This window comes from Oscillibacter sp. (assembly GCF_032060045.1).
In the GTDB taxonomy this organism is placed as follows: Bacteria; Bacillota; Clostridia; order Oscillospirales; family Oscillospiraceae; genus Oscillibacter.
This window is the reverse complement of sequence record NZ_DAMBZJ010000001.1, coordinates 9,730-31,700: the sequence shown is the minus strand read 5'-3', so window position 1 is coordinate 31,700 and position 21,971 is coordinate 9,730. Positions and strand designations below refer to the sequence as shown.

The 21,971-nt window shown below is 57.0% G+C and carries 18 protein-coding genes and 1 other RNA gene; 16 read left to right on the top strand and 3 right to left on the bottom strand.

Annotation, left to right across the window (positions count from 1 at the left end; translation table 11 throughout):
• The 3 genes from RT018_RS00150 (at position 1) to RT018_RS00140 (ending at position 3,925) form a co-directional block, all read left to right on the top strand.
• On the top strand, positions 1-984 hold the full coding sequence (locus RT018_RS00150) for a sensor histidine kinase (protein ID WP_312938495.1): 984 nt from the start codon (positions 1-3) through the stop codon (positions 982-984).
• Positions 985-1,161: 177 nt separating this feature from the next.
• A complete protein-coding gene (locus RT018_RS00145; protein WP_312938493.1) occupies positions 1,162-1,929 on the top strand; it encodes an ABC transporter ATP-binding protein in 768 nt (255 codons plus the stop codon).
• Positions 1,922-3,925 carry an FtsX-like permease family protein gene (locus RT018_RS00140; RefSeq protein ID WP_312938492.1) on the top strand — a complete coding sequence of 668 codons (2,004 nt, stop codon included), beginning with the start codon at positions 1,922-1,924 and terminating at the stop codon, positions 3,923-3,925. Before RT018_RS00145 ends, RT018_RS00140 begins: the two co-directional genes overlap by 8 nt.
• Positions 3,926-4,024: 99 nt before the next feature.
• Here the strand turns inward: RT018_RS00140 and rny are convergent, their stop codons facing one another.
• Positions 4,025-5,572, bottom strand: a complete 1,548-nt coding sequence (gene rny, locus RT018_RS00135) for a ribonuclease Y (protein WP_312938491.1) — start codon at positions 5,570-5,572, stop codon at positions 4,025-4,027.
• Between the two features lie 218 nt (positions 5,573-5,790).
• Between rny and RT018_RS00130 the strand changes: the two genes are divergently transcribed.
• The 8 genes from RT018_RS00130 (at position 5,791) to RT018_RS00095 (ending at position 14,379) form a co-directional block, all read left to right on the top strand.
• On the top strand, positions 5,791-7,020 hold the full coding sequence (locus RT018_RS00130) for a class I SAM-dependent rRNA methyltransferase (protein WP_312938490.1): 1,230 nt from the start codon (positions 5,791-5,793) through the stop codon (positions 7,018-7,020).
• Between the two features lie 96 nt (positions 7,021-7,116).
• Positions 7,117-8,511 carry an asparagine--tRNA ligase gene (gene asnS, locus RT018_RS00125; protein WP_312938489.1) on the top strand — a complete coding sequence of 465 codons (1,395 nt, stop codon included), beginning with the start codon at positions 7,117-7,119 and terminating at the stop codon, positions 8,509-8,511.
• A gap of 281 nt (positions 8,512-8,792) precedes the next feature.
• Positions 8,793-9,677 carry a YihY/virulence factor BrkB family protein gene (locus tag RT018_RS00120; RefSeq protein WP_312938488.1) on the top strand — a complete coding sequence of 295 codons (885 nt, stop codon included), beginning with the start codon at positions 8,793-8,795 and terminating at the stop codon, positions 9,675-9,677.
• A gap of 80 nt (positions 9,678-9,757) precedes the next feature.
• Positions 9,758-10,990 (top strand): aminopeptidase, encoded by a 1,233-nt coding sequence (locus RT018_RS00115; RefSeq protein ID WP_312938487.1) that lies wholly within the window; start codon positions 9,758-9,760, stop codon positions 10,988-10,990.
• Positions 10,991-11,003: 13 nt separating this feature from the next.
• Positions 11,004-11,486: a gamma carbonic anhydrase family protein gene (locus RT018_RS00110; protein ID WP_312938486.1), complete on the top strand. Its 483-nt coding sequence runs from the start codon at positions 11,004-11,006 to the stop codon at positions 11,484-11,486.
• Positions 11,487-11,571: 85 nt separating this feature from the next.
• Complete coding sequence (locus RT018_RS00105; RefSeq protein WP_312938485.1) at positions 11,572-12,819, top strand: AI-2E family transporter; 1,248 nt, start codon at positions 11,572-11,574, stop codon at positions 12,817-12,819.
• Between the two features lie 151 nt (positions 12,820-12,970).
• On the top strand, positions 12,971-13,486 hold the full coding sequence (locus RT018_RS00100; RefSeq protein ID WP_312938484.1) for a GNAT family N-acetyltransferase: 516 nt from the start codon (positions 12,971-12,973) through the stop codon (positions 13,484-13,486).
• Between the two features lie 350 nt (positions 13,487-13,836).
• A complete protein-coding gene (locus RT018_RS00095; protein WP_312938483.1) occupies positions 13,837-14,379 on the top strand; it encodes a CarD family transcriptional regulator in 543 nt (180 codons plus the stop codon).
• Positions 14,380-14,603: 224 nt separating this feature from the next.
• On the opposite strand, the gene RT018_RS00090 is transcribed toward RT018_RS00095, so the two are convergent.
• Both RT018_RS00090 and RT018_RS00085 read right to left on the bottom strand, forming a co-directional pair.
• The gene (locus tag RT018_RS00090) at positions 14,604-15,308 is read right to left on the bottom strand and encodes a DUF6320 domain-containing protein (RefSeq protein ID WP_312938482.1); all 705 of its coding nucleotides are present in this window, start codon (positions 15,306-15,308) and stop codon (positions 14,604-14,606) included.
• Between the two features lie 2 nt (positions 15,309-15,310).
• Positions 15,311-16,603, bottom strand: a complete 1,293-nt coding sequence (locus RT018_RS00085; RefSeq protein WP_312938481.1) for a hypothetical protein — start codon at positions 16,601-16,603, stop codon at positions 15,311-15,313.
• A 234-nt stretch (positions 16,604-16,837) separates the two neighbouring features.
• Between RT018_RS00085 and RT018_RS00080 the strand changes: the two genes are divergently transcribed.
• The 5 genes from RT018_RS00080 to RT018_RS00060 form a co-directional block, all read left to right on the top strand.
• Positions 16,838-17,794, top strand: a complete 957-nt coding sequence (locus RT018_RS00080) for an alpha/beta hydrolase (protein WP_312938480.1) — start codon at positions 16,838-16,840, stop codon at positions 17,792-17,794.
• Positions 17,795-17,905: 111 nt separating this feature from the next.
• An RNA gene (gene ffs, locus RT018_RS00075) (signal recognition particle sRNA small type) lies at positions 17,906-18,005 on the top strand.
• Between the two features lie 48 nt (positions 18,006-18,053).
• Positions 18,054-19,898, top strand: a complete 1,845-nt coding sequence (gene dnaX, locus RT018_RS00070; protein ID WP_312938479.1) for a DNA polymerase III subunit gamma/tau — start codon at positions 18,054-18,056, stop codon at positions 19,896-19,898.
• Between the two features lie 102 nt (positions 19,899-20,000).
• Positions 20,001-20,369: a YbaB/EbfC family nucleoid-associated protein gene (locus RT018_RS00065; RefSeq protein WP_312938478.1), complete on the top strand. Its 369-nt coding sequence runs from the start codon at positions 20,001-20,003 to the stop codon at positions 20,367-20,369.
• 61 nt (positions 20,370-20,430) lie between these two features.
• Positions 20,431-21,971 (top strand): DUF4127 family protein (locus RT018_RS00060; protein ID WP_312938477.1); only part of this gene is annotated, 1,541 nt, incomplete at its 3' end.

Sequence of the window (21,971 nt, the reverse complement as noted above, 5' to 3'; positions counted from 1 at the left end):
ATGCTGCTGCAATATTTAAGACGACAGTATAAACTGCTGCTGTTTTTGCTGGCATCCGCCGCCATTTTTGCCGGAGTTCTGTCGCTGTATGCATACCCTGCTGAGGCAGTGGGGTATGCGGTGCTTTTATGCATCGTGCTGGGCCTTCTGTTTTTCGCCGTGGGCTATGCCGGCTTTCTCCACCGCCATAAAGAGCTTGAGCAGTTGAAGAAGGCCGTTTATGAAACGGTGCTGCCTCTTCCCCGCCCCAGCAGCGCGCTGGAGGCGGATTATCAGGCGCTTTTAAACGATGTGTGTGCCCATCGGGCCAAACTGTTGACGCAGAGCGAAAACAGCCGTCAGGATTTGCTGGACTATTATACTCTCTGGGCCCATCAGATTAAGACGCCCATTGCCGCCGGGAGGCTTTTGGTTCAGTCCGGCGGAGAGGTAGACCGGGAGGCCCTGTCCGCAGAGCTTTTAAAAATTGAAGAGTATGTGGAAATGGTTTTGGGATATCTGCGGCTGGACAGCGACACAACAGACTATGTTCTGCGCCGCTGCGCGCTGGACGGGATTATCCGGGCATGTCTTCGCCGATACGCCCGCCTGTTTATTCTCAAAAAGTTGACATTGGAATTTCACGAGACGCACCGGACGCTTATGACGGATGAAAAGTGGCTGAGCTTTGTGCTGGGCCAGATTTTATTCAACGCAATCAAATATACGCCCGAAGGCGGCGTCGTCCGCATCTATCCCGACGGCGAAACGCTGGCCATCGCGGACAATGGCATCGGCATCCGTCCGGAGGATCTTCCCCGGGTGTTTGAAAAGGGCTTCACCGGCTATAATGGCCGGGAGGACCGAAAAGCCACCGGCATCGGCCTTTACCTCAGCCGGCGGGTTTTGATGAATCTGGGCCACGGAATTACTATTGTGTCCCGTCCCGGCGCGGGGACCATCGTGCGTTTGCTTCTGCACGACGGACGGCAGGTGGAGGAATAGCACTTGCCTTTGGCCAAGGTGTCTGGGCCGCTTTCGCTATTCGTTCCCATGGCTTCAAATTTATTTTAAACCGGCAAGCTTACAAAAATGTAAGTTTACGGGCGAAACTGTAAGCAAATTCAATGGCAGGGGCACAAACACTTTGTTAGGATGAGATTATTAAAAGGAGGAATTCATATGTCGCTTCTGGAAGTATCTCATCTTCAAAAAATTTACACCACCCGTTTTGGCGGAAATCAGGTGGAGGCATTAAAAAATGTCAATTTTTCCGTGGAGCCGGGGGAGTATGTGGCCATCATGGGAGAATCCGGCTCAGGAAAGACCACGCTTTTGAATATATTGGCCGCTTTGGACAAGCCCACCTCCGGTGAGATTATGCTTACAGGCCGGGCCGTCTCCGATATCCGAGAGCGGGACATGGCGGCCTTTCGCCGGACAAATCTGGGCTTTGTGTTTCAGGATTTCAATTTGCTGGACACCTTTTCCTTGCAGGATAACATTTTTCTCCCGCTGGTGTTGGCACGGCAGGAGTTTAGCGAGATGGAAAAGGCTTTGAAGCCGCTGGCGGAGCAACTTGGAATCGGGAACATTTTAAGCAAATATCCCTATGAGGTTTCCGGCGGACAAAAACAGCGCTGCGCCGTTGCCCGGGCTCTGATTACAAAGCCGCAAATCATTCTGGCGGACGAACCCACCGGTGCTTTGGATTCCCGGGCCTCCGACCGGCTGCTGGATTTGTTTGGAGAAATTAACGGGGGCGGGCAGACCATTTTAATGGTGACGCACTCCGTCAAGGCCGCCAGTCACGCGCAGCGGGTTTTGTTTTTGCGGGACGGAGAGGTCTATCACCAGCTCTATCGCGGAGAAAACACACGTGAGCAGCAGTTTGGCCGCATCTCCGACACATTGACGGTGCTGGCGCAAGGCGGTGAGGCAAATGAATAAGGGGCATTTTTACCCGCGGATGGCGCTGGTGAATCTGGCGCGGAATGGGAAATTTTACATTCCCTATCTGTTGACGGTCATTGGGACGGCGGCGGCCTATTACATCGTGGTGGCTCTTGCAAACGCGCCTGATTTACCCAACAGCTCGCGATACGTGTACCTTTCCGTGTTCATGAGCATCGGCACCTTCGTGATCGCCGTTTTTGGGGTGATTTTTTTGACGTATACCAACAGTTTTCTAATGAAGCGGCGCAAACGAGAGCTGGGACTTTACAACGTCTTGGGCATGGGCAAGCGGCACATTGCAATTGTCCTCGGTTTTGAAACGGCTTATACCGCCGCCGCAGGCATTGCAGGCGGCGTGCTGCTGGGGCTTCTACTGCAAAAGTTGGCGGTTTTACTGCTGTGCCGTCTGACGCAGATGGACATTGTATACGGCTTTTACGTATCCGGTAAGGGAATCGTAGGAACGGCGGGGTTGTTTGGAATTATATTGCTGTTTAACCTGCTGCTCAATCTTCGCCGCATCCACGTCCAGAATCCCACGGAACTTTTACAGGAAAGCAGCGCCGGAGAACGGGAACCGAAGACCCGTGTCATCACGGCAATCATTGGCATTGTCGCGCTGGGTGCGGGGTATACCATCGCCATCACCACCCGGTCCGCCATGTCGGCGCTGGCCATGTATTTTGTGGCGGTGCTGCTGGTCATCATTGGGACGTACTGCTTGTTTACCGCCGTGAGTATTGCGGTGCTGAAGGCCCTGCGAGCCAATAAAAAGTACTTTTATCAAATCAATCATTTCATTGGCGTTTCCGGAATGCTGTATCGCATGAAGCGCAACGCCGTGGGCCTTGCCAGCATTTGCGTGCTTTCCACCATGGTGCTGGTGATGATTTCAGGCACGCTGTCGCTATATCTGGGAAGCGAGGCAGCGCTTAAGGAACAGTTTCCCGGAAACCTGCGGGTAGAGATTCAGTATGACCCGGCGGCGGAAAATCCGTTTGACCCGCAGGCGCTTTATAAAACCGTGTCCGAACAGCTTGGGGCAGAGGGCATCTCCGCCGCGCCCGTGTCCGGTTATCGGTATCTCTCTTTCGGCGTGCATGAAGACAACGGTGCGCTGGAGGTGAAAAGCGACAGTTCAGCCTACAACAACTTGGTCTGCGCCATGTCCCCGGCTGATTATGCCGCCGTCACCGGCAAAGAGGCTCCGGCCCTTTCCGACCGCGAAATGCTTTTGTATGCAGACGGGGCGGGGCAAACTCGGAACCTGACTTTCCGGTTTTCCAATGCCGACGATCTGACGCTGAGCGCGGCAAAGCCCAACGCACAGCATCCTGCTCCGCCTGAATTCCAGCCCTCGGCGGTGGATGTGCTGTATCTGGTAGTGTCTGACAAGACGTTGAGCGCGTTGTATGCCGGTCAGCAGGCCTCTCTGGGCGAGCAGGACGCAGAACCTATGCAGTGGAAGGGTTTTTGGAATGTGGATGAAGGCACCGTGCAGCCCGACGAGCTGGAGCAGGCGCTGGATTACACAGGCACAGGAGACTGGACTCGGCTGAACTTTGAAACCAGAGAGAGCTTCGGGCAGGATTACTACTCACTCAATGGCGGATTTTTCTTCCTCGGTGTGTTTTTGGGAACCATCTTCCTGATGGCCGCCGTTCTGATTATCTATTACAAGCAGATCTCTGAAGGCTATGAGGACCGGGAGCGGTATCTTGTGATGCAGAAGGTGGGAATGGAGCTGAAAACCGTCCGTCGGTCCATCAACTCTCAGCTATTGGTGGTGTTTTTTGCGCCTCTAGCAGTGGCGGCGATTCATGTGGCGTTTGATTTCAGTCTCATGACCCGGCTGCTGACCCTGTTTTCTCTGCACAACGTACCGCTGGTTCTGGGGTGCACCGCGGGAACGTTGGCAGTATTCGCGGTGATTTACGCATTGGTCTACCGCGCAACAGCCAAGGCTTACTATGAGTTGGTCAGCGCCTGATCTCATTTTTAAGCACAAGGTTCTTTTAAATCTCGTTTATGGGCCTATTCAATGGAATCAATTAGCAAGCCCCCGGCCATCTGGCCGGGGGCTTGTTTGTTACTTTGCGTATTCCACTGCTTTTGTCTCGCGGATCAGATGGACCTTAATCTGCCCGGGATATTCCATCTCTTCCTCGATTTTCTTGGCCAGATCCCGAGCCAGAATCACCATCTCGTCCTCAGAAATCTGGTCGGGCTTCACCATCACGCGGACCTCGCGTCCCGCCTGAATGGCAAAGGACTTTTCAACGCCCGGATGGCTTCCTGTAATTTCTTCCAACTGCTGGAGACGCTTGATGTAGTTCTCCAGATTCTCGCGCCGCGCGCCAGGGCGGGCCGCAGAAATCGCATCCGCCGCCTGCACAAGGCAGGCCACCACCGTACGAGCCTCCACATCGTTGTGGTGGGCCTCAATGGCGTGAATAATGTCTTCCTTCTCCTTGTACTTTCGGGCAAATTCCACGCCCAACTGCACATGGGTGCCCTCCATCTCGTGGTCCACGGACTTGCCCAAATCGTGCAGCAGACCCGCCCGCTTGGCGGCCTGCGCGTCCGCGCCCAGTTCCATCGCCATCATGCCGGCGATGTGGCTGACCTCGATGGAGTGCTGCAAAACATTCTGCCCGTAGCTGGTGCGGTAATGAAGCCGACCCAGCATTTTCACAAGTTCGGGATGGAGATTGCGCACGCCGGTTTCAAATACAGCGCGCTCGCCCTCGGCCTTAATCACGGCATCCACTTCCCGCCGGGCCTTTTCCACCATCTCCTCAATGTGAGTGGGGTGAATGCGCCCGTCGGAAATAAGTTTTTCCAGCGCCAGCCGGGCAACCTCCCGGCGGACCGGCTCGAAGCAGGAGACGGTAATGGCCTCCGGCGTGTCGTCAATAATCAGGTCCACACCGGTCAGTGTTTCGATGGTGCGGATATTGCGGCCCTCGCGGCCAATGATGCGGCCTTTCATCTCGTCGTTGGGAAGCGCCACCACGCTGACGGTCATTTCCGCCACGGAGTCCGCCGCACAGCGCTGGATGGCCTGCGCCACCACCTCGCGGGCACGGAGATCGCTCTCCTCTTTCATGCGGGCTTCCACTTCTTTAATTTTCAAGGCCGTTTCGTGCGTTACTTCACTCTCCACCTGCTCGATGAGATAGTGCTTGGCCTCTTCGGCGGTGAAACCGGAGATACGCTCCAGCACTTCCGTCTGGCTGCGCTTAATGGTTTTGATTTCCTCAGTCTCCCGATCCACCTGCTGATGCTTCTGGGCCAGAACGTCTTCCTTTTTCTCAATGGCCTCGGTTTTGCGATCAAGGTTCTCTTCCTTTTGCTGTAAGCGGTTTTCCTGCCGCTGCAGCTCCGACCGGCGTTCCTTTACTTCCTTCTCATATTCGCTGCGATTTTTCAGGATCTCTTCCTTTGCTTCCAACAGGGCTTCTTTCTTCTTGGTTTCTGCGCTTTTTATCGCCTCGTTGATAATGCGCCGTCCCTCTTCTTCGGCGCTTGAGATTTCCCGTTCGGATACCTGTTTCCGGTAGCGAATACCGAGAGGGAAGCAAACCGCTCCGCCGATCACCAGTCCTGCCAGGACTGAAATGATGATCTCCGTCACAATGGTTTACCTCCTGAATTTTCGGTGTTTTTGTGCGATGAAATTTTGGAAAAATCAGCGGCCGTAAAACTGCCGATAAGAATCCTTTTTTAGTTTAATCGTTTGCCGTCCCCCTGTCAAGAAAAAATGTATAAACTTTCACAGGATATAGCGTTTTTTCAAAAAATGTGCTACACTCAAACACGAAATGCGGAAAACGGAAATGAGGATATACGCCTATGAAAACCGAGAGAATCTATCCAAGCGCCGCCATCACACACAAGGCGGAGGCAGCCCTGCTCCGGGGCCATCCGTGGATTTACGGTGAAGAAATCACCACCCTGCACGGTTCGCCGGAAAACGGCGCTCTGGTGGATGCGATAAACCAAAAGGGCCGATATCTGGGGACAGGGCTTTACTCACAGCAATCCAAAATACGAATCCGCCTTGTCTCCCGCAACGCCAACGACACCTTTGACCGGGGATTTTGGGAGAGGAAACTCCGCTGGGCATGGGAGTATCGAAAAACCGTGCTGCGGGCGGAGGACTTGACTTGCTGCCGTGTGATTTTTGGCGAGGCCGACGGCTTTCCCGGGCTGACGGTAGACCGATTCGGCCCCCTCCTCTGCGTGCAAATTCTCTCAGTGGGAATGGAAGTGCGCAAGGAGCTGCTGCTTCCCCTGCTGACGGAAATCCTGCGGCAGGACGGGCAGGAAATTTCCGGAATCTATGAACGCAACGACGCGGCCCTCCGAGAAAAGGAGGGGCTTACGCAATACAAAGGCTGGTTTCTCCTGCCGGGAGAGACACCGCCGGAGTCCGCCGTGACGGAGATTGTTGAAAACGGCGTGAAGTATCTGGTAGACGTGGAAAACGGCCAGAAGACCGGCTTTTTTCTGGACCAGAAGTACAACCGTCAGGCGGTGGCCCGGCTTTCCAAGGGGCGGACGGTGCTGGACTGCTTTACTCACACCGGCTCCTTCGCCTTAAACGCCGCTATGGGCGGCGCGGCCCATGTTACCGCCGTGGACGTGTCGGAATCGGCGGTGGAGTTGGCGCGGAACAATGTGCGCCGCAACGGGCTGGAAAACACGGTGGAGTGCATCCGGGTCAATGTGTTTGATTTGCTGCCGGACCTTGAAAAGCAGCCCCGGAAATACGATTTCATTATTCTGGACCCGCCCGCGTTTACCAAGTCCCGGGCCACGGTGGCAAACGCCATCACCGGCTATAAGGAGATCAACTACCGGGCCATGAAGCTGCTCCCCCGAGGGGGATATCTTGCCACCTGCTCCTGTTCTCACTTTGCGACCCACGAAAAATTCGAGGCCATGCTGCAAAGCGCCGCCCGGGACGCGGGGGTGCAGCTTCGGCAGGTGGAAGTGCGCCAGCAAGGGCCGGATCACCCCATTCTCTGGGGCGTGGAGGAGACAGACTACCTCAAATTTTACCTGTTTCAGGTGATATGAGGGAAACCGACTTGTAAACCTCCGAAAAAGAGCGTATAATATATTTCTATATTTAATGATGCCGTTTCGGCAAAAACGACAAAACGGGTGAATGAAATGAGTATGACAAAAGTCGCGGCGATTTTCGCCGACAGCGAGGTTTATTCCGGCAAGGAGGTCACCGTGGGCGGCTGGGTCCGCACCGTGCGGGACATGAAGAACTTCGGCTTTGTGGAGCTGAACGACGGCTCCTGCTTTAAGAATTTGCAGGTGGTTTTGGATACGGTATCCCTTGCCAACTATGCGGAAATCGCGTCCCAGAACGTGGGCGCAGCGCTGATCGTCACCGGCACAGTGACCTTCACACCGGAGGCCAAGCAGCCTTTGGAACTGAAGGCCACAAGCATCGAAGTGGAGGGCACCTCCACCCCGGAATACCCTCTTCAGAAAAAGCGCCATAGCGCGGAATTTCTCCGCACTATTCAGCATCTGCGGCCCAGGACCAACCTGTTCTCCGCCGCCTTCCGGGTGCGCAGCGTCGCGGCCTTTGCCATCCATGAATTTTTCCAGAACCGGGGCTTCGTCTATGTCCATACCCCCATCATCACCGCCAGTGACTGTGAGGGCGCGGGCGAGATGTTTCGGGTGACCACGCTGGACCCGGAGAATCCTCCCCGCACCGAGGACGGGCAGATTGACTATTCTCAGGACTTTTTCGGCAAGCCCGCAAACCTCACGGTGTCCGGCCAGTTGAACGCCGAAAACTTCGCCATGGCCTTTGGCGACGTGTATACTTTCGGCCCCACCTTCCGGGCCGAGAATTCCAACACCCAGCGCCACGCTGCCGAGTTCTGGATGATTGAGCCGGAGATGGCTTTCACTGATCTCAAGGGCGACATGGACGTGGCAGAGGCCATGATTAAATTTGTCATCCGCCGCACCATGGAGCGCTGCCCGGACGAGATGGACTTTTTCAATAGCTTTGTGGACAAGGGCCTTAAGGAACGGTTGGAGCATGTGGCCACCGCGGAATTTGGCCGCGTGACTTATACCGAGGCCGTGGAAATTCTGAAAGAGCACAACGACCAGTTCGCCTACAGGGTGGAGTGGGGCACCGACCTTCAGACGGAGCACGAGCGGTATCTGACGGAACAGGTGTTTAAAAAACCCGTGTTTGTCACGGATTATCCCAAGGAGATCAAAGCATTTTATATGCGCATGAACGACGACGGAAAGACCGTGGCCGCAACGGACTGTCTGGTTCCCGGCATCGGGGAAATTATCGGAGGCAGCCAGCGGGAAGAGCGGCTTGACAAGCTGGAGGCACGCATCCGGGAAACAGGCATGGACCCCCAGGATTACTGGTGGTACTGCGATTTGCGGCGGTACGGCTCCTGCAAGCACGCGGGGTTCGGTCTGGGCTTTGAGCGGATGGTGATGTACCTCACCGGCGTGAGCAACATCCGGGACGTTTTGCCCCATCCCCGCACCGTGGGCAGCGCAGACTTCTAAGATTAAAACGCGCAGAGCGTAATACGCGCGGCGGAGGGGTTTACCCTCCGCCGCTCCTTATTTTATCGGCCAGGACAATTCAATTATTAATGTGCATAATAAAACACAAAAGTCGCGGTTTTTCGCGCAAGATTGCGAGATCCAACATAAAAATGCCGGTGGACGGCAGCGGGAAATCATGATAAAATTATGGAAACGGTCTGCATTAAGCCGTCGCCATCATATTTTTGCCGAGCCGGTAAATACTGTCATAATATCGGACCATGTGAAGGGGGGGCGCTGTGAGCAAACCATATTTTCCGCCGCTGCCGAAAAACAAACTCTGGCGCGGCCTATATCTGCTTGTGCGGCGCTATTTGCGGCACAACGTGTCCATTCAGGGCGCGGCGCTGGCGTTTTACCTGCTGTTTGCCATTTTTCCAATGCTGATTTTTGCCAGTTCTTTGTTGGGCCTGCTGCATCTGGACGTAGGGGCCATTGTAAAAGACCTTGGTGATTTTTTGCCCAAGGTAGCTGTGGATTTCATCGGCGTGTACCTTGTCCACGTGCAGGCCAACGCCAATGTGCGACTGCTGCTGTTTGGGCTGGTCTTTTCCATTTACTTTCCCATGCGGGCGGCGAACACCCTGATGCGCTCCGTGCGCACGGCGTACCACTTGGGCCCGCCCCGCCATGCGGCGGCGCATTTTCTGCGCACGCTGGTTTACACGATTCTGCTGCTGCTGGCGCTGGCGCTGACGCTGGTGCTGATGAGCGTCAACAACACCGTGCTTTCCTACGCAGTGGAAAATTTCCATCTGCCGCCCTTTGCGGCAAAGCTGTGGGCTACGCTTCGGTTTCCTCTGGCGGCGGTGGTGGCATGCTTCGCCCTTTTGGCGCTTTACGCCATCACACAGGATACCCGCCAGCCCTGGCGAAACCTGCTTCCCGGCGTTGTGTCATCCCTGTTTGGGTGGCTGGTGCTGTCAGGAATTTACGCCGTCTACATGGAGCGCATGGCCAACTATTCCCTGCTGTACGGCTCAATCGGAACGGCCATGGCCCTTTTGGTATGGATGTATCTAAGCGCTACCGCGCTGATTATGGGCGCGGAGCTGAACGGAACCCTCATCTCCCTGCGCAGGGAGGGAAAAGACAGCTTTCCCTTTGAGCAGGAGAAAGCATAAAACAATCAACAAACGTAAAACGAAGCGGGCAAGCCCCGCAAGTCCCGGTCCGCCGGGCCTGAGGAAAGGATGGATGCAGATTGAAGCACGAGGAAAAATTGATGGAATATGCCGCGCTGCTGATTGAGGTTGGCCTGAACGTGCAAAAGGGACAGACATTGGTCATCTCCACTCCGGTGGAGTGCGCGTGGTTTGCCCGGATGTGCGCGGAAAAGGCCTATGATGCAGGATGCCGTGAGGTCGTGGTAAACTGGAACGACGACGCGCTGGGCCGGATGAAGTATCTGCGGGCCGGGGAGGACGTGTTCGACTCCGTTCCCCTGTGGCGGCGACACTTTTTTAACGACTATGCCATGGAGGGGGCGGCCTATCTCGCCATCTCTGCCAGCGATCCGGAAAACCTCAAGGGCGTGGATTCGGGCCGGGTGGTCCGGGCCCAGCGGGCAGGCGGGCAGGCGCTGCGGATGTTTAACCGACTGCAAATGTCCGGCGGTTTCCCCTGGTGCATCGCGTCCATCCCCATCCCCTCCTGGGCCAAGCGGGTTTTCCCCAAGGCAACGGAGGCTGAGGCCATGGAGCGGCTGTGGGACGCCATTTTTGCTGCTGTGCGCATCAATGGTGACGGAAGCGCCGTTGCGAAATGGCGGGAACATCTTGACACGCTGGCACGGCGCAGGAAAACACTGAATGCGCTAAACTTCAAGTCCCTGCACTACAAAAACTCCCTTGGCACGGATTTGACGGTGGAACTTCCCGAGGACCACGTCTGGGAAGCGGGGGACGATGTGACATTAAAAGGCCAGACCTTTATCGCCAACATTCCCACGGAGGAGTTGTTCACCTCTCCTCTGAAAACGGGAGTAACCGGCGTGGTGTACGCCTCCATTCCGCTGGTGAACGACGGAAACATCATCGATGGATTCCACTTCGTGGTGAAAGACGGGAAAATTGTGGAAGCTCACGCCCGGCAGGGCGAGGAAAACCTGCGGGCCGCCATTTCGGTGGACGAGGGTGCCGCCTATTTCGGCGAAGTGGCGCTGGTCCCCTACGACAGCCCCATTTCCAACCAAAAAATTCTCTATTACAACACCCTGTTTGATGAAAATGCCGCCTGCCACATTGCTTTTGGCGAGGCGTATCCCTGTCTGAAGGGTGGGCACGAAATGAGCCGCGAAGAGTTGACCCGCCGGGGCCTGAACGACTCGATTACCCACGTGGACTTTATGGTGGGGACGCAAGACTTGTCCATCGTGGGCACCACCCACTCCGGGGAGGAAATCCCTGTGTTTGTAAACGGAAATTTCGCCATATAGAGAGGATATTTATATGCCTTATCAGAAAAGAGAGACGGATCAGGATGTTTTGATTGCCGAAGGCGCGGTGGTAACCGGGGACGTGACACTGGGTAAGGGCGCCAACATCTGGTATTACGCCGTGCTCCGGGGGGACTGGGGTCCCATCAAAATCGGGGAAAACACCAACATTCAGGACCATTGCGCGCTTCACGACGAGACAACGGTGGGCAGCGGCTGCACCGTGGGCCACGGGGCCATTCTCCACGGCTGCACCGTGGGGGACAACACCCTTGTGGGCATGGGCTCCGTACTCTTAAACGGAGCACGGATCGGAAGCAACTGTCTTGTGGGCGCGGGAGCGCTGGTCTCCGGGAAGATGGACGCACCGGACGGGTCGTTAATTTTGGGCAGTCCCGCCAAGGTGGTTCGGCCCCTCACTCCGGAGGAGATCGAGGCAAACCAGGAAGAGGCGCGGAGCTATCTGACAGCGGCAGAAAACTATCGCCGCAGCTGACGCTTCACCCTATCGTATTTGATAAGTCGGAACCCGGTCAAGCGGGCGGAGCCATGCCCCGCCCGCTTTTGCAAAAGGAGTGACTATGGAATTTCATAAGAAAATGGTGTGGACGGTGGCCGCTGCGGCCTTTGCCGTGCTGGCTGGGTATTGGGGCCTGCAAAACTTGACCCTGCTGGGCGGGGCACTGCGGGCGATGGTTTCTCTCATCGCCCCCTTTCTGCTGGGCTGCGCCGTGGCGTTTGTTCTCAATGTACCCATGCGGGCGGTGGAACGGCGAATGGGCACCGACAAGCGCACTGCAAAGCTGCGCCGCCCCATGGCCTTTGTGCTGACGCTGGCATTGGTATCCGGGGTGTTGGCGCTTGCAAGTCTTGTCATCGTCCCCAGTCTGGGGGACGCGATCTCCTCCGTCTCTCAGCAGGCCCAGACCTTTTTTATTCGGCTACCGGAGATGCTCTCGACCCTGGAAACCCGCCTGCCAGAGCTTGAGACGATACTTCAAACATTGGACATCCAGTGGACCACCCTGTCCGCCAAGGCGCTGGAGCTGCTGCGTGTTTTGGGCGAGCAGCTGGTAAATACAGGCGTCGGCGGTGTGCTGGGCGGAATGAGCATTGTGGGCAGCGTGGTCAGCGGCGTGAGCACGTTTTTTATCGGACTGGTGTTTGCGGTCTACCTTCTTCTTCAAAAGGAAAAACTGGGTCACCAAATTCGTCAAATACTCTATGCTCTGTTTCCCGAGCGGGCGGCGGACCAGATTTTGTCCGTGGCAGACCTTGCAAACCGCACATTTTCCAACTTTCTTTCCGGCCAATGTCTGGAAGCGGTGATTCTAGGTTCGCTGTTTATCGTGACCATGCCCATTTTTAAAATGCCTTATGCAGTTTTGGTAGGCGTGACGGTGGCGCTGACCGCTCTGATTCCCATTGTGGGCGCTTTTATTGGCTGCGCCGTGGGCGCACTGCTGATTCTCTTGGTAAACCCCGTGCAGGCGCTTTTGTTCATCGTGCTGTTTCTGGTCATCCAGCAAATTGAGGGAAATCTCATCTATCCCCATGTAGTAGGTTCCTCTGTGGGACTTCCCTCCATCTGGGTGCTGGTGGCCGTCATTATGGGTGGAAAGCTAATGGGCATTCTGGGGATGCTGGTATTTATCCCCTTGTGCTCGGTGCTGTACGCGCTGTTCCGCCAGTATGTGAAGGACCGGTTGGCAGAGCGAAAAATCTCACCCTCTAAGCTGCGTCCCCATCCTCCGCAGGGTTCGCCTCCCAGCCCGCCGGTGAAAAAGCATCCGCCCAAGCACACAAAAGGCAAGGGTCCTGTCGCTTGACAGACAAGGCCCCTTTTGGGGCTCCACCCCGCGGAACATACGGCAAAGAAGTTTGGCTTTTATCGGCGTAAAGCCATTTCCTGTGCAACTGTCCTGCAGATTTCGACAAACTCTCGCGGATTTTTCATGAAACATAAAGGAGAAAATAGAGATGATTCGACTTGCACAAGAGCAGGATCTTGACCGGGTGGGTGCTCTTTACGGAGCGTTGTTAGACCAGGAGGAAACGGTGCGCCATACCAACTGGCAGAAGGACCTCTACCCCACTCTTGCTCATGCCAAGGCTGCGTTTGAACAGAGCACGCTGTATGTGGGAGAGGAGGGCGGCGCACTGTTTGGCTGCGTCAATCTCAACCAGATTCAGCCGCCGGAATACGCCAATATTCACTGGAATTTTCAGGCCAAACCGGAAGAAGTCATGGTCATCCACACCCTTTGCATTCATCCGGACTTTGCAGGCCGGGGAAAAGGGAAGGAATTTGTGCACTTTTGCGAGGAGCACGCCCGGACAAAGAACTGGCCCGTCATTCGTCTGGACACCTACGAGGGAAATTTTCCGGCCTGCCGTCTGTACGAGGGACTTGGTTATTCCTATGCGGGGCAGACGCAGTTTCACTTCCAGAATGTGATTTGGGAGACACTGAAGTGCTTTGATAAACAACTATAAGGGGCCAGTGCTTCCGAAAGTCCGACCGCCGGACCCACAGTCTCCCAAAATGCAAAAGGAACCTTAGTCCTTTTTCGCTTCTAAAACCCCCCTTAGGGACAAGTTTTTAAAAATATTTTTAAAAACCCCTACCATTTTTGCAGAAAATGTGCTATAATTTAAAAATAGACACACGGTCCAGCAGTCGGGGTGATCGGCCGTTGGACCGGCGCGCTTTTATCGCAGGGCGATGAAGCGCCATTCAGTCCGCGGGCCTCGCACCAAAGAGCGGGACCCGCGATAAAAATAACGGGCGTTGTTTTTCCGGCATTCAGGTCGGCGAATGCCCGTCGGCGGAAAACGGAGGAGCTATGTATCAAAAGGACGATCTTGTGGTTTACGGACGCACGGGCGTGTGTCGGGTGGAGGATATCACCGAGCCGGATTTTTGCAAAAGCAAACCCGGAGAGCGGGATAAACTCTACTATGTGCTCAGCCCCCTGTATCAGGACGGAACGATTTACGCTCCGGTAGACAATTGCAAGGTGCCCATTCGGGCCATCCTGACGGCGGAAGAGGCGGACGATCTGGTGGACACGATTCCCGCCAGCAGTGCGCAGGCCTATTACGGCGGCAGCACTCAGAATTTGCGGGATCATTACCAGACGCTTCTGCAAACCAACGATTGCCGCGATCTTTTGGAGCTTGTCATCTCTATTTACTGCAAAAAAACGCATGTGGAGGAGACAAAGCGAAAATTCGGTGCCGTGGACGAACACTTCATGAAGCAGGCGGAGCAGCTTTTAGGTGGCGAGCTTGCCGCCGCGCTGGACGTTCCGGTGAACGAAATGCTGGACCGCATCGCCGCGAAGCTGCGCACCCGGAAATCCGCCCCCGCGCAGGAGCTTGCATAAAAACCACTTCCCGGCTGCTTGAATCGCGGGGAAGAATGCACACCCCCGGAACCCATATAAACAGGGAGCGGCACCGACAATCGGCGCCGCTCCCTTATCCTTTCCTCTTTCCGCCGCGGAAGAGCAACCGCAAGGCCCCGGGAAATTTACATTTCCCGGGGCCTTGCGCAAAAGACCGTCCAGGTTTGCCGATAGGACAACACGCGCATGGACCCCGCGCGGTCTTAAAAGTGAAACCTCCGCCGCGCTTCCTCCCGCAGAGACGGTACTCGCCGCACCACCGCCAAAGGAATGGAGAAGCCCACGCAAGCCGCCAGTACCACCAGCGACCAGCCCGGAGACCACAGATCATGCAGATACAGGTCTGTGCAGGCCTCAATGCCCACACAGAGCAGCCCCGTGGCCCCAAGACACAGCATAGCGGTGGTTAGCATGGAGTGTCCCCGGCGCAGCAGCCAGCTCAAAGCACACACCACCGCCGCGGCCACCACCAAAAGCGGCACCGCAAGGCCCCAGAACCATTCCCAACCATCCAACGCCAGAGCGATCAGGGCCACATACACTGCCACCGCGCCCACGTCTGCGGTGAGCTGCGCCCAGAGAGGAACCCAGCGATTTACAAGCAGGGGCAGAACCAGCCAGACCCACAGCATCGCCGCCGCGCCCACCACAAACAAATACCACCGATGCTCCGGCTTCAGCGCCAGATTCAACAGCGCGCAGCACACGCTGACCGACGCCAGCATGGACGTGAGCAGCAGGGCCGCGGTCTGCTTTGAAACGGGGGCCACCTCCGCCCGCCGGGCGGGGAAAAAGGGCGGGTGCACTGCTGCCGGGTCGGCAGCAGGGTCTCTCACTTCCGTCCCGCATAGGGGACAGTCCTTCACAGCGGCGTCCAACTCCACGCCGCAATGCACACAATATGGCATCCTTACGTCCTCCTTTCGGGGTTTGAACGATTGCTCTCAATGCGCACGGGCAGCCCCTCCCGCACCAAAAAGCGAAAAAAGTCCCGCTCCGTCTCCGCGTCCGCCTGCGTCCCCGCCACGGTGATTTCCATAATGTTGCCATAGCTGACGGAAGCCACATGGGGCCGGGGAACGGTGGCCTGCCCCAGCACCACCTCCATGTGATGAATGTGGGGGGCCATTGCCTCCGGCACAGAAATCGCGCCGGGATTTGTAAACGTGGCGGAATAAGGGCGCACGCCCCGGGTCCGATAATGATAGGCCACGATGGAATTTTTCACCACCCGGGGCAAAAGCTGCAACACCGTGTTGGACTGATACCGGACGTTTCGGGTGATCTGCGCCCGCATCTCCTGCGGCGCAATGTGGAGCCGCATATAGTGGCGCACCTGTGCTGCCACCTCCGCAAGGCTGTGTTCCCCCAACGCCGGATCAAACCCCGGCTGAACCGTGACCAGAAAATTCCGCAGGGTTTCCGACGGAAACCAGGGGCGCAGATTGACGGGCACCGCCAGCGTCACAGGCAGCATTTTGTGATAGTTCTCCCGCCGCTGTTTTTCAGCCAGCACCAGAAGAAGCACCGCCGCCAGATACTCCGTCACCGATACGCCATAACTCCGGGCCTTCTCCCGCAGCTTGTCCAGCGGCACAAAGCCCATGGTGACATGAAACGTATAGAACGGCTCCGCCTGCCCCAGATTTTGATAGGCTTTTTGAATCAGTGGCAGCCTTCGGGCGGCAGGGCCCACGTAGCGGGCGTAAGCGTCCTCCAGTTCTTCAGGTCGGGGCGGTTCGTTTAAATCCAGAATCCCCGCCTCCACGGGCACGGAAACGCCGATTTGGCGTAGGTATTCCGCCAAAAACGTCTTAAAGAATGTGATCGCGCCCGCGCCGTCCGACAGGGCATGAAACGCCTCGAAGGAAATGCGGTTTTGATAGTGGTAAAACCGAATCAGCCACCCTGCGTCCTCGTGAAATCGGAAGGGCTGGCAAGGGTCCGCCACGTCCTCCTTCAAAAAAGGTCCCGGGGCGGTGTTGGGTTCGAAATAATACCAGAATACGCCCCGGCGAATCCGCACCGCAAAGCCAGGAAACCGGGGCAGCACCGCGTCGATGGCTTTTTGCAGCGCGGCGGAGTTCACCGGCTCAGTCATCACGGCGGAAAATCGATAGACGGCGGAGTACTCCTCCCGCTGAAGGGCAGAGTACAGCACGCCCGCGTTGTCCAGCTTGTACCATTGATTTTTTGTCGCCACGGCGGCTCTCTCCTTCTTCCTGCACTCTATTCGCACTTCATAGTTACCGCCGCTTTCGCCTTCCCGCGGGGTAAGTAAACACGGCAGTTTTCCTAAATTACTATATCATGGGCCGCCGCACACCGCAAGAACGCATTGGCCCTCGGCCCGAATTTCACCCGGACAATCGGAAAAAAGCGTGTCATTTTGGGAAAACTGTGCTATCATGATGCCATCATTAAAAAGGAGGGCGTCATGGACAAGTCTCGCAAGGTCATGAAAGCCGCGCTTGCCCAGCAGCGCAAATCCGCCGAAAGCCGCCGTCTCGCCCCCGCCATGCGGGTGCTCAAGGCGCTCCACAGCGCGGGAGCTCCGGAGGCCATGACGATGGAAGAGCTGGAGCGCCAGCGCCGAAGTCAGGAACTTTTGGGTAATCTCACCGCCGACATGGCCGACATGAGTTGGGAGCCATTTGACCTTGCCGGAATGCCTGCCGCGTGGATGCGCTTGCAGCGGCCCCACCGGCGCAAACGCGCCGTGCTGTACTGCCACGGCGGGGGCTATACCAGCGGAAACCTCGGCTATTCCAAGGTGCTTTCCTCCAAGCTTACCAAGGCCACGGGTTTTGACGTTCTGACCTTTGAATACCGCCTTGCCCCGGAGCACCCGTACCCGGCGGCAGTGGAGGACGGGTTGCGGGCGTGGGACTATCTCATGCGCTTAGGCTACGGCGCGCGGGACGTGGTGGTGGCTGGGGACAGCGCGGGGGGGAATCTCGCTCTGGTGCTGTGCCACCGGCTGAAGGCCGCCGGGCGGATGCTGCCCACCGCCTTGATTCTCATGTCTCCGTGGACGGATATGACCGCCTCCGGTCCCTCCTACGCAGAACGGGCGGAAATTGACCCGATACTGTCGCTGGATTATATCCATGCCGTTCGGGAAGTATACGCTGGGAAGGAAAACCTGCGCAGCCCCAGCCTTTCTCCTCTGTTTGGAGATTTTGCGGACTTTCCCCCCACGCTTGTGCAGGTGGGGTCGTACGAAATTCTTTTTTCCGACGCGGACGCGCTATGCCATGCCATGAAGGCGGCGGGCGCGGAATGCCGTCTGGAGGTTTGGGAGGACATGTGGCATGTGTTCCAGATGTTCCCCATCAAAAAGGCGGCCGCCGCCATGGAGCAGATTGCCTTATTCCTTCTGGAATTGCTCTGAAATTCATTAATCCGAAAATTTACGCCCATCCCGGCAGATTCCAGTTGATAATTTGAAAAATTTATAGTAGAATAGATACACTTTGAATTAAGTCCTCCGCTTGCAGCCGCGGAGCCGGTCTCGCGCAATGGACGCCCGCTAACCATGTCAGGCGGGGAACCGAGCAGCATCGTGCGGGATGTTCCATGTGCCGCGAGGACGCCGGTTCCGTGGCTGCAAACGGAGGACTTATTCTGTCTTTTTGAAAGGAGGCGGTGGTGTGTATCAGGCTTTGTACCGCAAGTGGCGGCCCAAAACCTTTTCCGATGTGATTGGCCAGGCCCACATCACCGAGACGCTGAAGCGTCAGGTGGCGGAAGGACGCACGTCTCACGCCTATCTCTTCACTGGCACCCGGGGCACCGGCAAAACCACCTGCGCAAAAATTCTTGCCAAGGCGGTGAACTGCGAGGACCCTCAGGACGGCGACCCCTGCAACCGCTGCCCAAGCTGTCTGGGAATTGAAAACGGCACTTTTTTGGATGTTTTGGAGCTGGACGCCGCCTCCAACAACGGCGTGGACCAGGTCCGCGCTTTGCGGGATGAGGCGATTTATTCCCCCGCCAACGTGAAAAAGCGGGTCTACATTGTGGACGAGGTTCACATGCTCTCCGTGGCGGCGTTTAACGCCCTGCTGAAAATTCTGGAGGAACCACCGGAGCATCTGGTGTTCATTCTGGCCACCACAGAGCTGCATAAGGTCCCCGCCACGATTCTCTCCCGCTGCCAGCGGTATTCCTTCAAGCGCATCTTGCCCCGTGAGGTGGCGGGACGGCTCTCTTATGTTGCCCGGCAGGAAGGCATTGATCTCCACGCCGACGGAGCGGAGCTTTTAAGCCGCCTTGCGGACGGGGCCTTGCGGGACGGGCTTTCCCTTTTGGACCAGTGTGCGGCGGCGGGTGGCGCGATTGACGGCGCGGCTGTGCTGGACGTGCTGGGTCTTGCGGGAAATCTTCAAACCGCCCAACTGATGGAGCATATTTTGCAGCGGAACGCGCAATCGGCCCTGCTGCTTTTGAACCAACTTTACGACGGGGGCAAAGACGTAGGCGCTGTTTTGAGCGAGCTTTCCGTCCTGACCCGGGATTTGCTGCTGCGGCGCACTGCCCCAGAGGGCGGCGCAGCCCTGCTCTCCGGCGGATACGATTCCGCGGCGCTGGACAAGCTCCAAAAGGATGCGTCCGGAAGCAGGCTTCTATATCTGGCCACCACCTTGCAGCGGGCTTCCGCCGACCTTTATTATAGTTCTAACCGCCGGACCGACGCAGAGCTGTGCCTTTTGCGGCTGTGCGACGAGTCCCTCTCCGGCGATCTCACTGCCCTTACGGCTCGGATTCAAAAGCTGGAAGACTCGCTGGATCGGCTTCCCGCTCTTCTTGGCAGGAATTCTGCGGCGCCAAGCGGGCAAGGCCGCGCTGCCCCCGTGGAAAAACACAATTCTTCTGAAAAGGCCGCGCCCATCCCAAGGTCCACTCCGGTGGCAAAAGCTCCTCCTGCTTTTGAGGATCACCCGCCTTGGGGCGAGGAACCGCCCCCGCCGGAGGAGCCACCCATTGACGACCGCAGTGCTCCCCCATGGGAAGACGCTGAGGAGCGCTTCACTCCATCTCTTGAAGCACCCTCGCCTCCCCGAGAGGAGACGAACGCATCCGTTGCCGCAAGTTCCCGGGAGCCGGCGGCTACGCCGACCCCGGAAGTTTCTTTATCCCCGCCGGAGACCGCGTCTCCCGCTTCTTTGGAAAGCGCAGGGGGCGCGGAATGGTGGCTTGCGCTGGCGGAGGAATGCAAGGGCCGCCTTCCGCCCATGTATCGGGTATTTCTGGATCGGTGCGGAGGCGAGCTAAAAGACGGCGCTCTCACTGTATACGCCCCCGATGAAATCACCCGGGGTCGCCTGGACAACGACCGGGTTCTGGGCGCGCTTCAGGAATTGTCGGCCCTCCGGGCAGGCGGCCCCGTGGCGGTCCGGCTCACCGTGGGCAGTGGACCCGCCGCGTCTCCGCAAGATAAGATGGAAGATTTGATCCGCAGGGGCAGTCGGCTGGACAATTTCACCATTCGATAAATGCGGCGCGTGCTTTTGCCGCGTTTTAATGCCGGGGCGCGCTCCCTCGCGGCCCCGCCTGAATAGTACACTTCAAACAAAACTGAAAAGGAGCCTTGCTTTATGAGTTACAGTGCCCGCCGTGGATTTACCAACGGCAGTATGCGCCCCACCGGCGCCGCCCGTCAGCAGGAGATGCAGCAGAAGATTCAGGAAATGCAGGAAGCCATGAACACCGCCCAGAGCGCGGTGGAGGTTCAGGAATTTACCGCCAGCGTGGGCGGCGGCGTGGTGGAGGCCAGAGTGAACGGCAAAAAGGAAATTTTGTCCGTCAACATCAAGCCCGAGGCCGTGGACCCCGAGGACGTGGAGATGCTTCAGGACCTGATTGTCTCCGCCGTGAACGAGGCTCTGCGTCAGGCGGGAGACGCCATGGAAGCCAGCCTGAACGACATCACCGGCGGCATGGATCTGGGAGGCTTCTCCCTGTAAAACATCGCGAAAAAAGTCCGCAGGCTGTGCCGTGCGGGCTTTTTTGCAAATTGGAGGCACGATGAAAAAAACTACTTTAAAGCTGCTTTCCGTCATTATATCCATGGCCCTTCTTTTGGGTGTGGCAGGCTGCGGGCAAAGACAGGCGGTGGATCCCAAGGGTCCTGCAAAGCTTGCCTATGTTCCGCTGGATGACCGACCGGACAATGTGGAACGGGCGGTGTATCTTGCAGAATCTCTGGACTATGCGCTGCTGGTGCCGGATTCCACGCTTTACGCCACAAAGCTGGACGGTCAGCCCCTCAACCCCAATGGGGGCCAGTCCGGCGACCGAGCCGCACTGTACGAATGGGTCCTGCGGCAGGAAGAGGCGGGCTGCGATCGCTATATCCTTTCCTTGGATCAGCTCCTCTCCGGCGGTTTGGTCGGCTCCCGGGCCCTTGCGGGAGAGAATCCCGTCACGCTGTCGGATGGAACGTCTCTGACGGAGGCGGCGCTGCTGGAACAGCTTCTTTCCGTTCTCTCGCAGGACGAAAACAACCAGGTCTGGCTGCTGGACAGCGTAATGCGTCTGGCTCCTACCGTGGGCTACGGCGGGTTTGGCCTGAACGAATACGCCGCCTTGCGGAGTTACGGCGCGATGGCTCGCCCCCATCTGGCGGGAGATGATCTGCGCGTGGACCTCATCACAGCGGACTACCGTTTGGGAACCGATGGTCAACCTTTGTCAGTCCAGTCTGCTGAGCCGCTGCCAGAGGGAGCGCTTTCCCAATATCTCGCAGCGCGGGAACGGAAGCTCGATCTGGGCGCGCATTTGCTGGACATTCTGGACGATGGGGTCCACAAAAATTTCAGGGTTTTAATCGGCGTGGATGACTCGTCTTTGGAAGACAGCATCCAGAAAAACGAGATTGCCTACCTTTCCGCCCATCTACGGGAGGGAGACTGGCTTCTCTCCGGGGTGGATGATCTGGCTTTTAAGGCGATTTCCGCTCTGTATCTGCAAGATTGCGGATGGGAGGGGGCGAAGACGTCCCTTCGGTACATCGGAGGACTGGAGACAGAGCCTGCCTGCGCCTATGACTATCAGCCGCTGAACGTGGTGGTGGATCAGCATTTGGAGTTTTTTAAGTTGCAAAAGCTCTCCGGCAACAAAGGGGCGGACCTGCAAATTTTGGTGCTCACGGCTCCGGCCGAGCCGGAACGCACCGGGGATTATGCATGGGCGCTGAACAACGCGCTGGAGGAAAACCGGAAAAACAAACTCCCCACCATTTTGATTGATGCATCCAACGATGCTTACGGCACTGTGATTCACGATGCGCTGACCCGGCAGACGGAGCTAAGCTCTCTTTTGGCCTACGCTGGATTTTTGGACATGGCCATTGTCACCGGCACCGCGTTGTCCCACGGGGTGGCGCGATACGCCTGGCTGACCCACTCCCCCGCCCCAGAGAGAAATGACGCGGCAAACACGGCCTTTGTCAAGTCCCTATCCGATGGGGTGATGAAAGACTTTGCCTTCCGCAACACCGTCCGCAACGATCTGTACGCCTATGTTCGGGAGGAATTGGGAGGAAGTCCAGACAATTTCTACCGGCC

Coding starts and splice junctions, on each gene's coding strand:
- RT018_RS00150 (WP_312938495.1), top strand. CDS start 1: ATGCTGCTGCAATATTTAAGACGACAGTATAAACTGCTGCTGTTTTTG.
- RT018_RS00145 (WP_312938493.1), top strand. CDS start 1,162: ATGTCGCTTCTGGAAGTATCTCATCTTCAAAAAATTTACACCACCCGT.
- RT018_RS00140 (WP_312938492.1), top strand. CDS start 1,922: ATGAATAAGGGGCATTTTTACCCGCGGATGGCGCTGGTGAATCTGGCG.
- RT018_RS00130 (WP_312938490.1), top strand. CDS start 5,791: ATGAAAACCGAGAGAATCTATCCAAGCGCCGCCATCACACACAAGGCG.
- asnS (WP_312938489.1), top strand. CDS start 7,117: ATGAGTATGACAAAAGTCGCGGCGATTTTCGCCGACAGCGAGGTTTAT.
- RT018_RS00110 (WP_312938486.1), top strand. CDS start 11,004: ATGCCTTATCAGAAAAGAGAGACGGATCAGGATGTTTTGATTGCCGAA.
- RT018_RS00105 (WP_312938485.1), top strand. CDS start 11,572: ATGGAATTTCATAAGAAAATGGTGTGGACGGTGGCCGCTGCGGCCTTT.
- RT018_RS00100 (WP_312938484.1), top strand. CDS start 12,971: ATGATTCGACTTGCACAAGAGCAGGATCTTGACCGGGTGGGTGCTCTT.
- RT018_RS00095 (WP_312938483.1), top strand. CDS start 13,837: ATGTATCAAAAGGACGATCTTGTGGTTTACGGACGCACGGGCGTGTGT.
- RT018_RS00090 (WP_312938482.1), bottom strand. CDS start 15,308: ATGCCATATTGTGTGCATTGCGGCGTGGAGTTGGACGCCGCTGTGAAG.
- RT018_RS00080 (WP_312938480.1), top strand. CDS start 16,838: ATGGACAAGTCTCGCAAGGTCATGAAAGCCGCGCTTGCCCAGCAGCGC.
- RT018_RS00065 (WP_312938478.1), top strand. CDS start 20,001: ATGAGTTACAGTGCCCGCCGTGGATTTACCAACGGCAGTATGCGCCCC.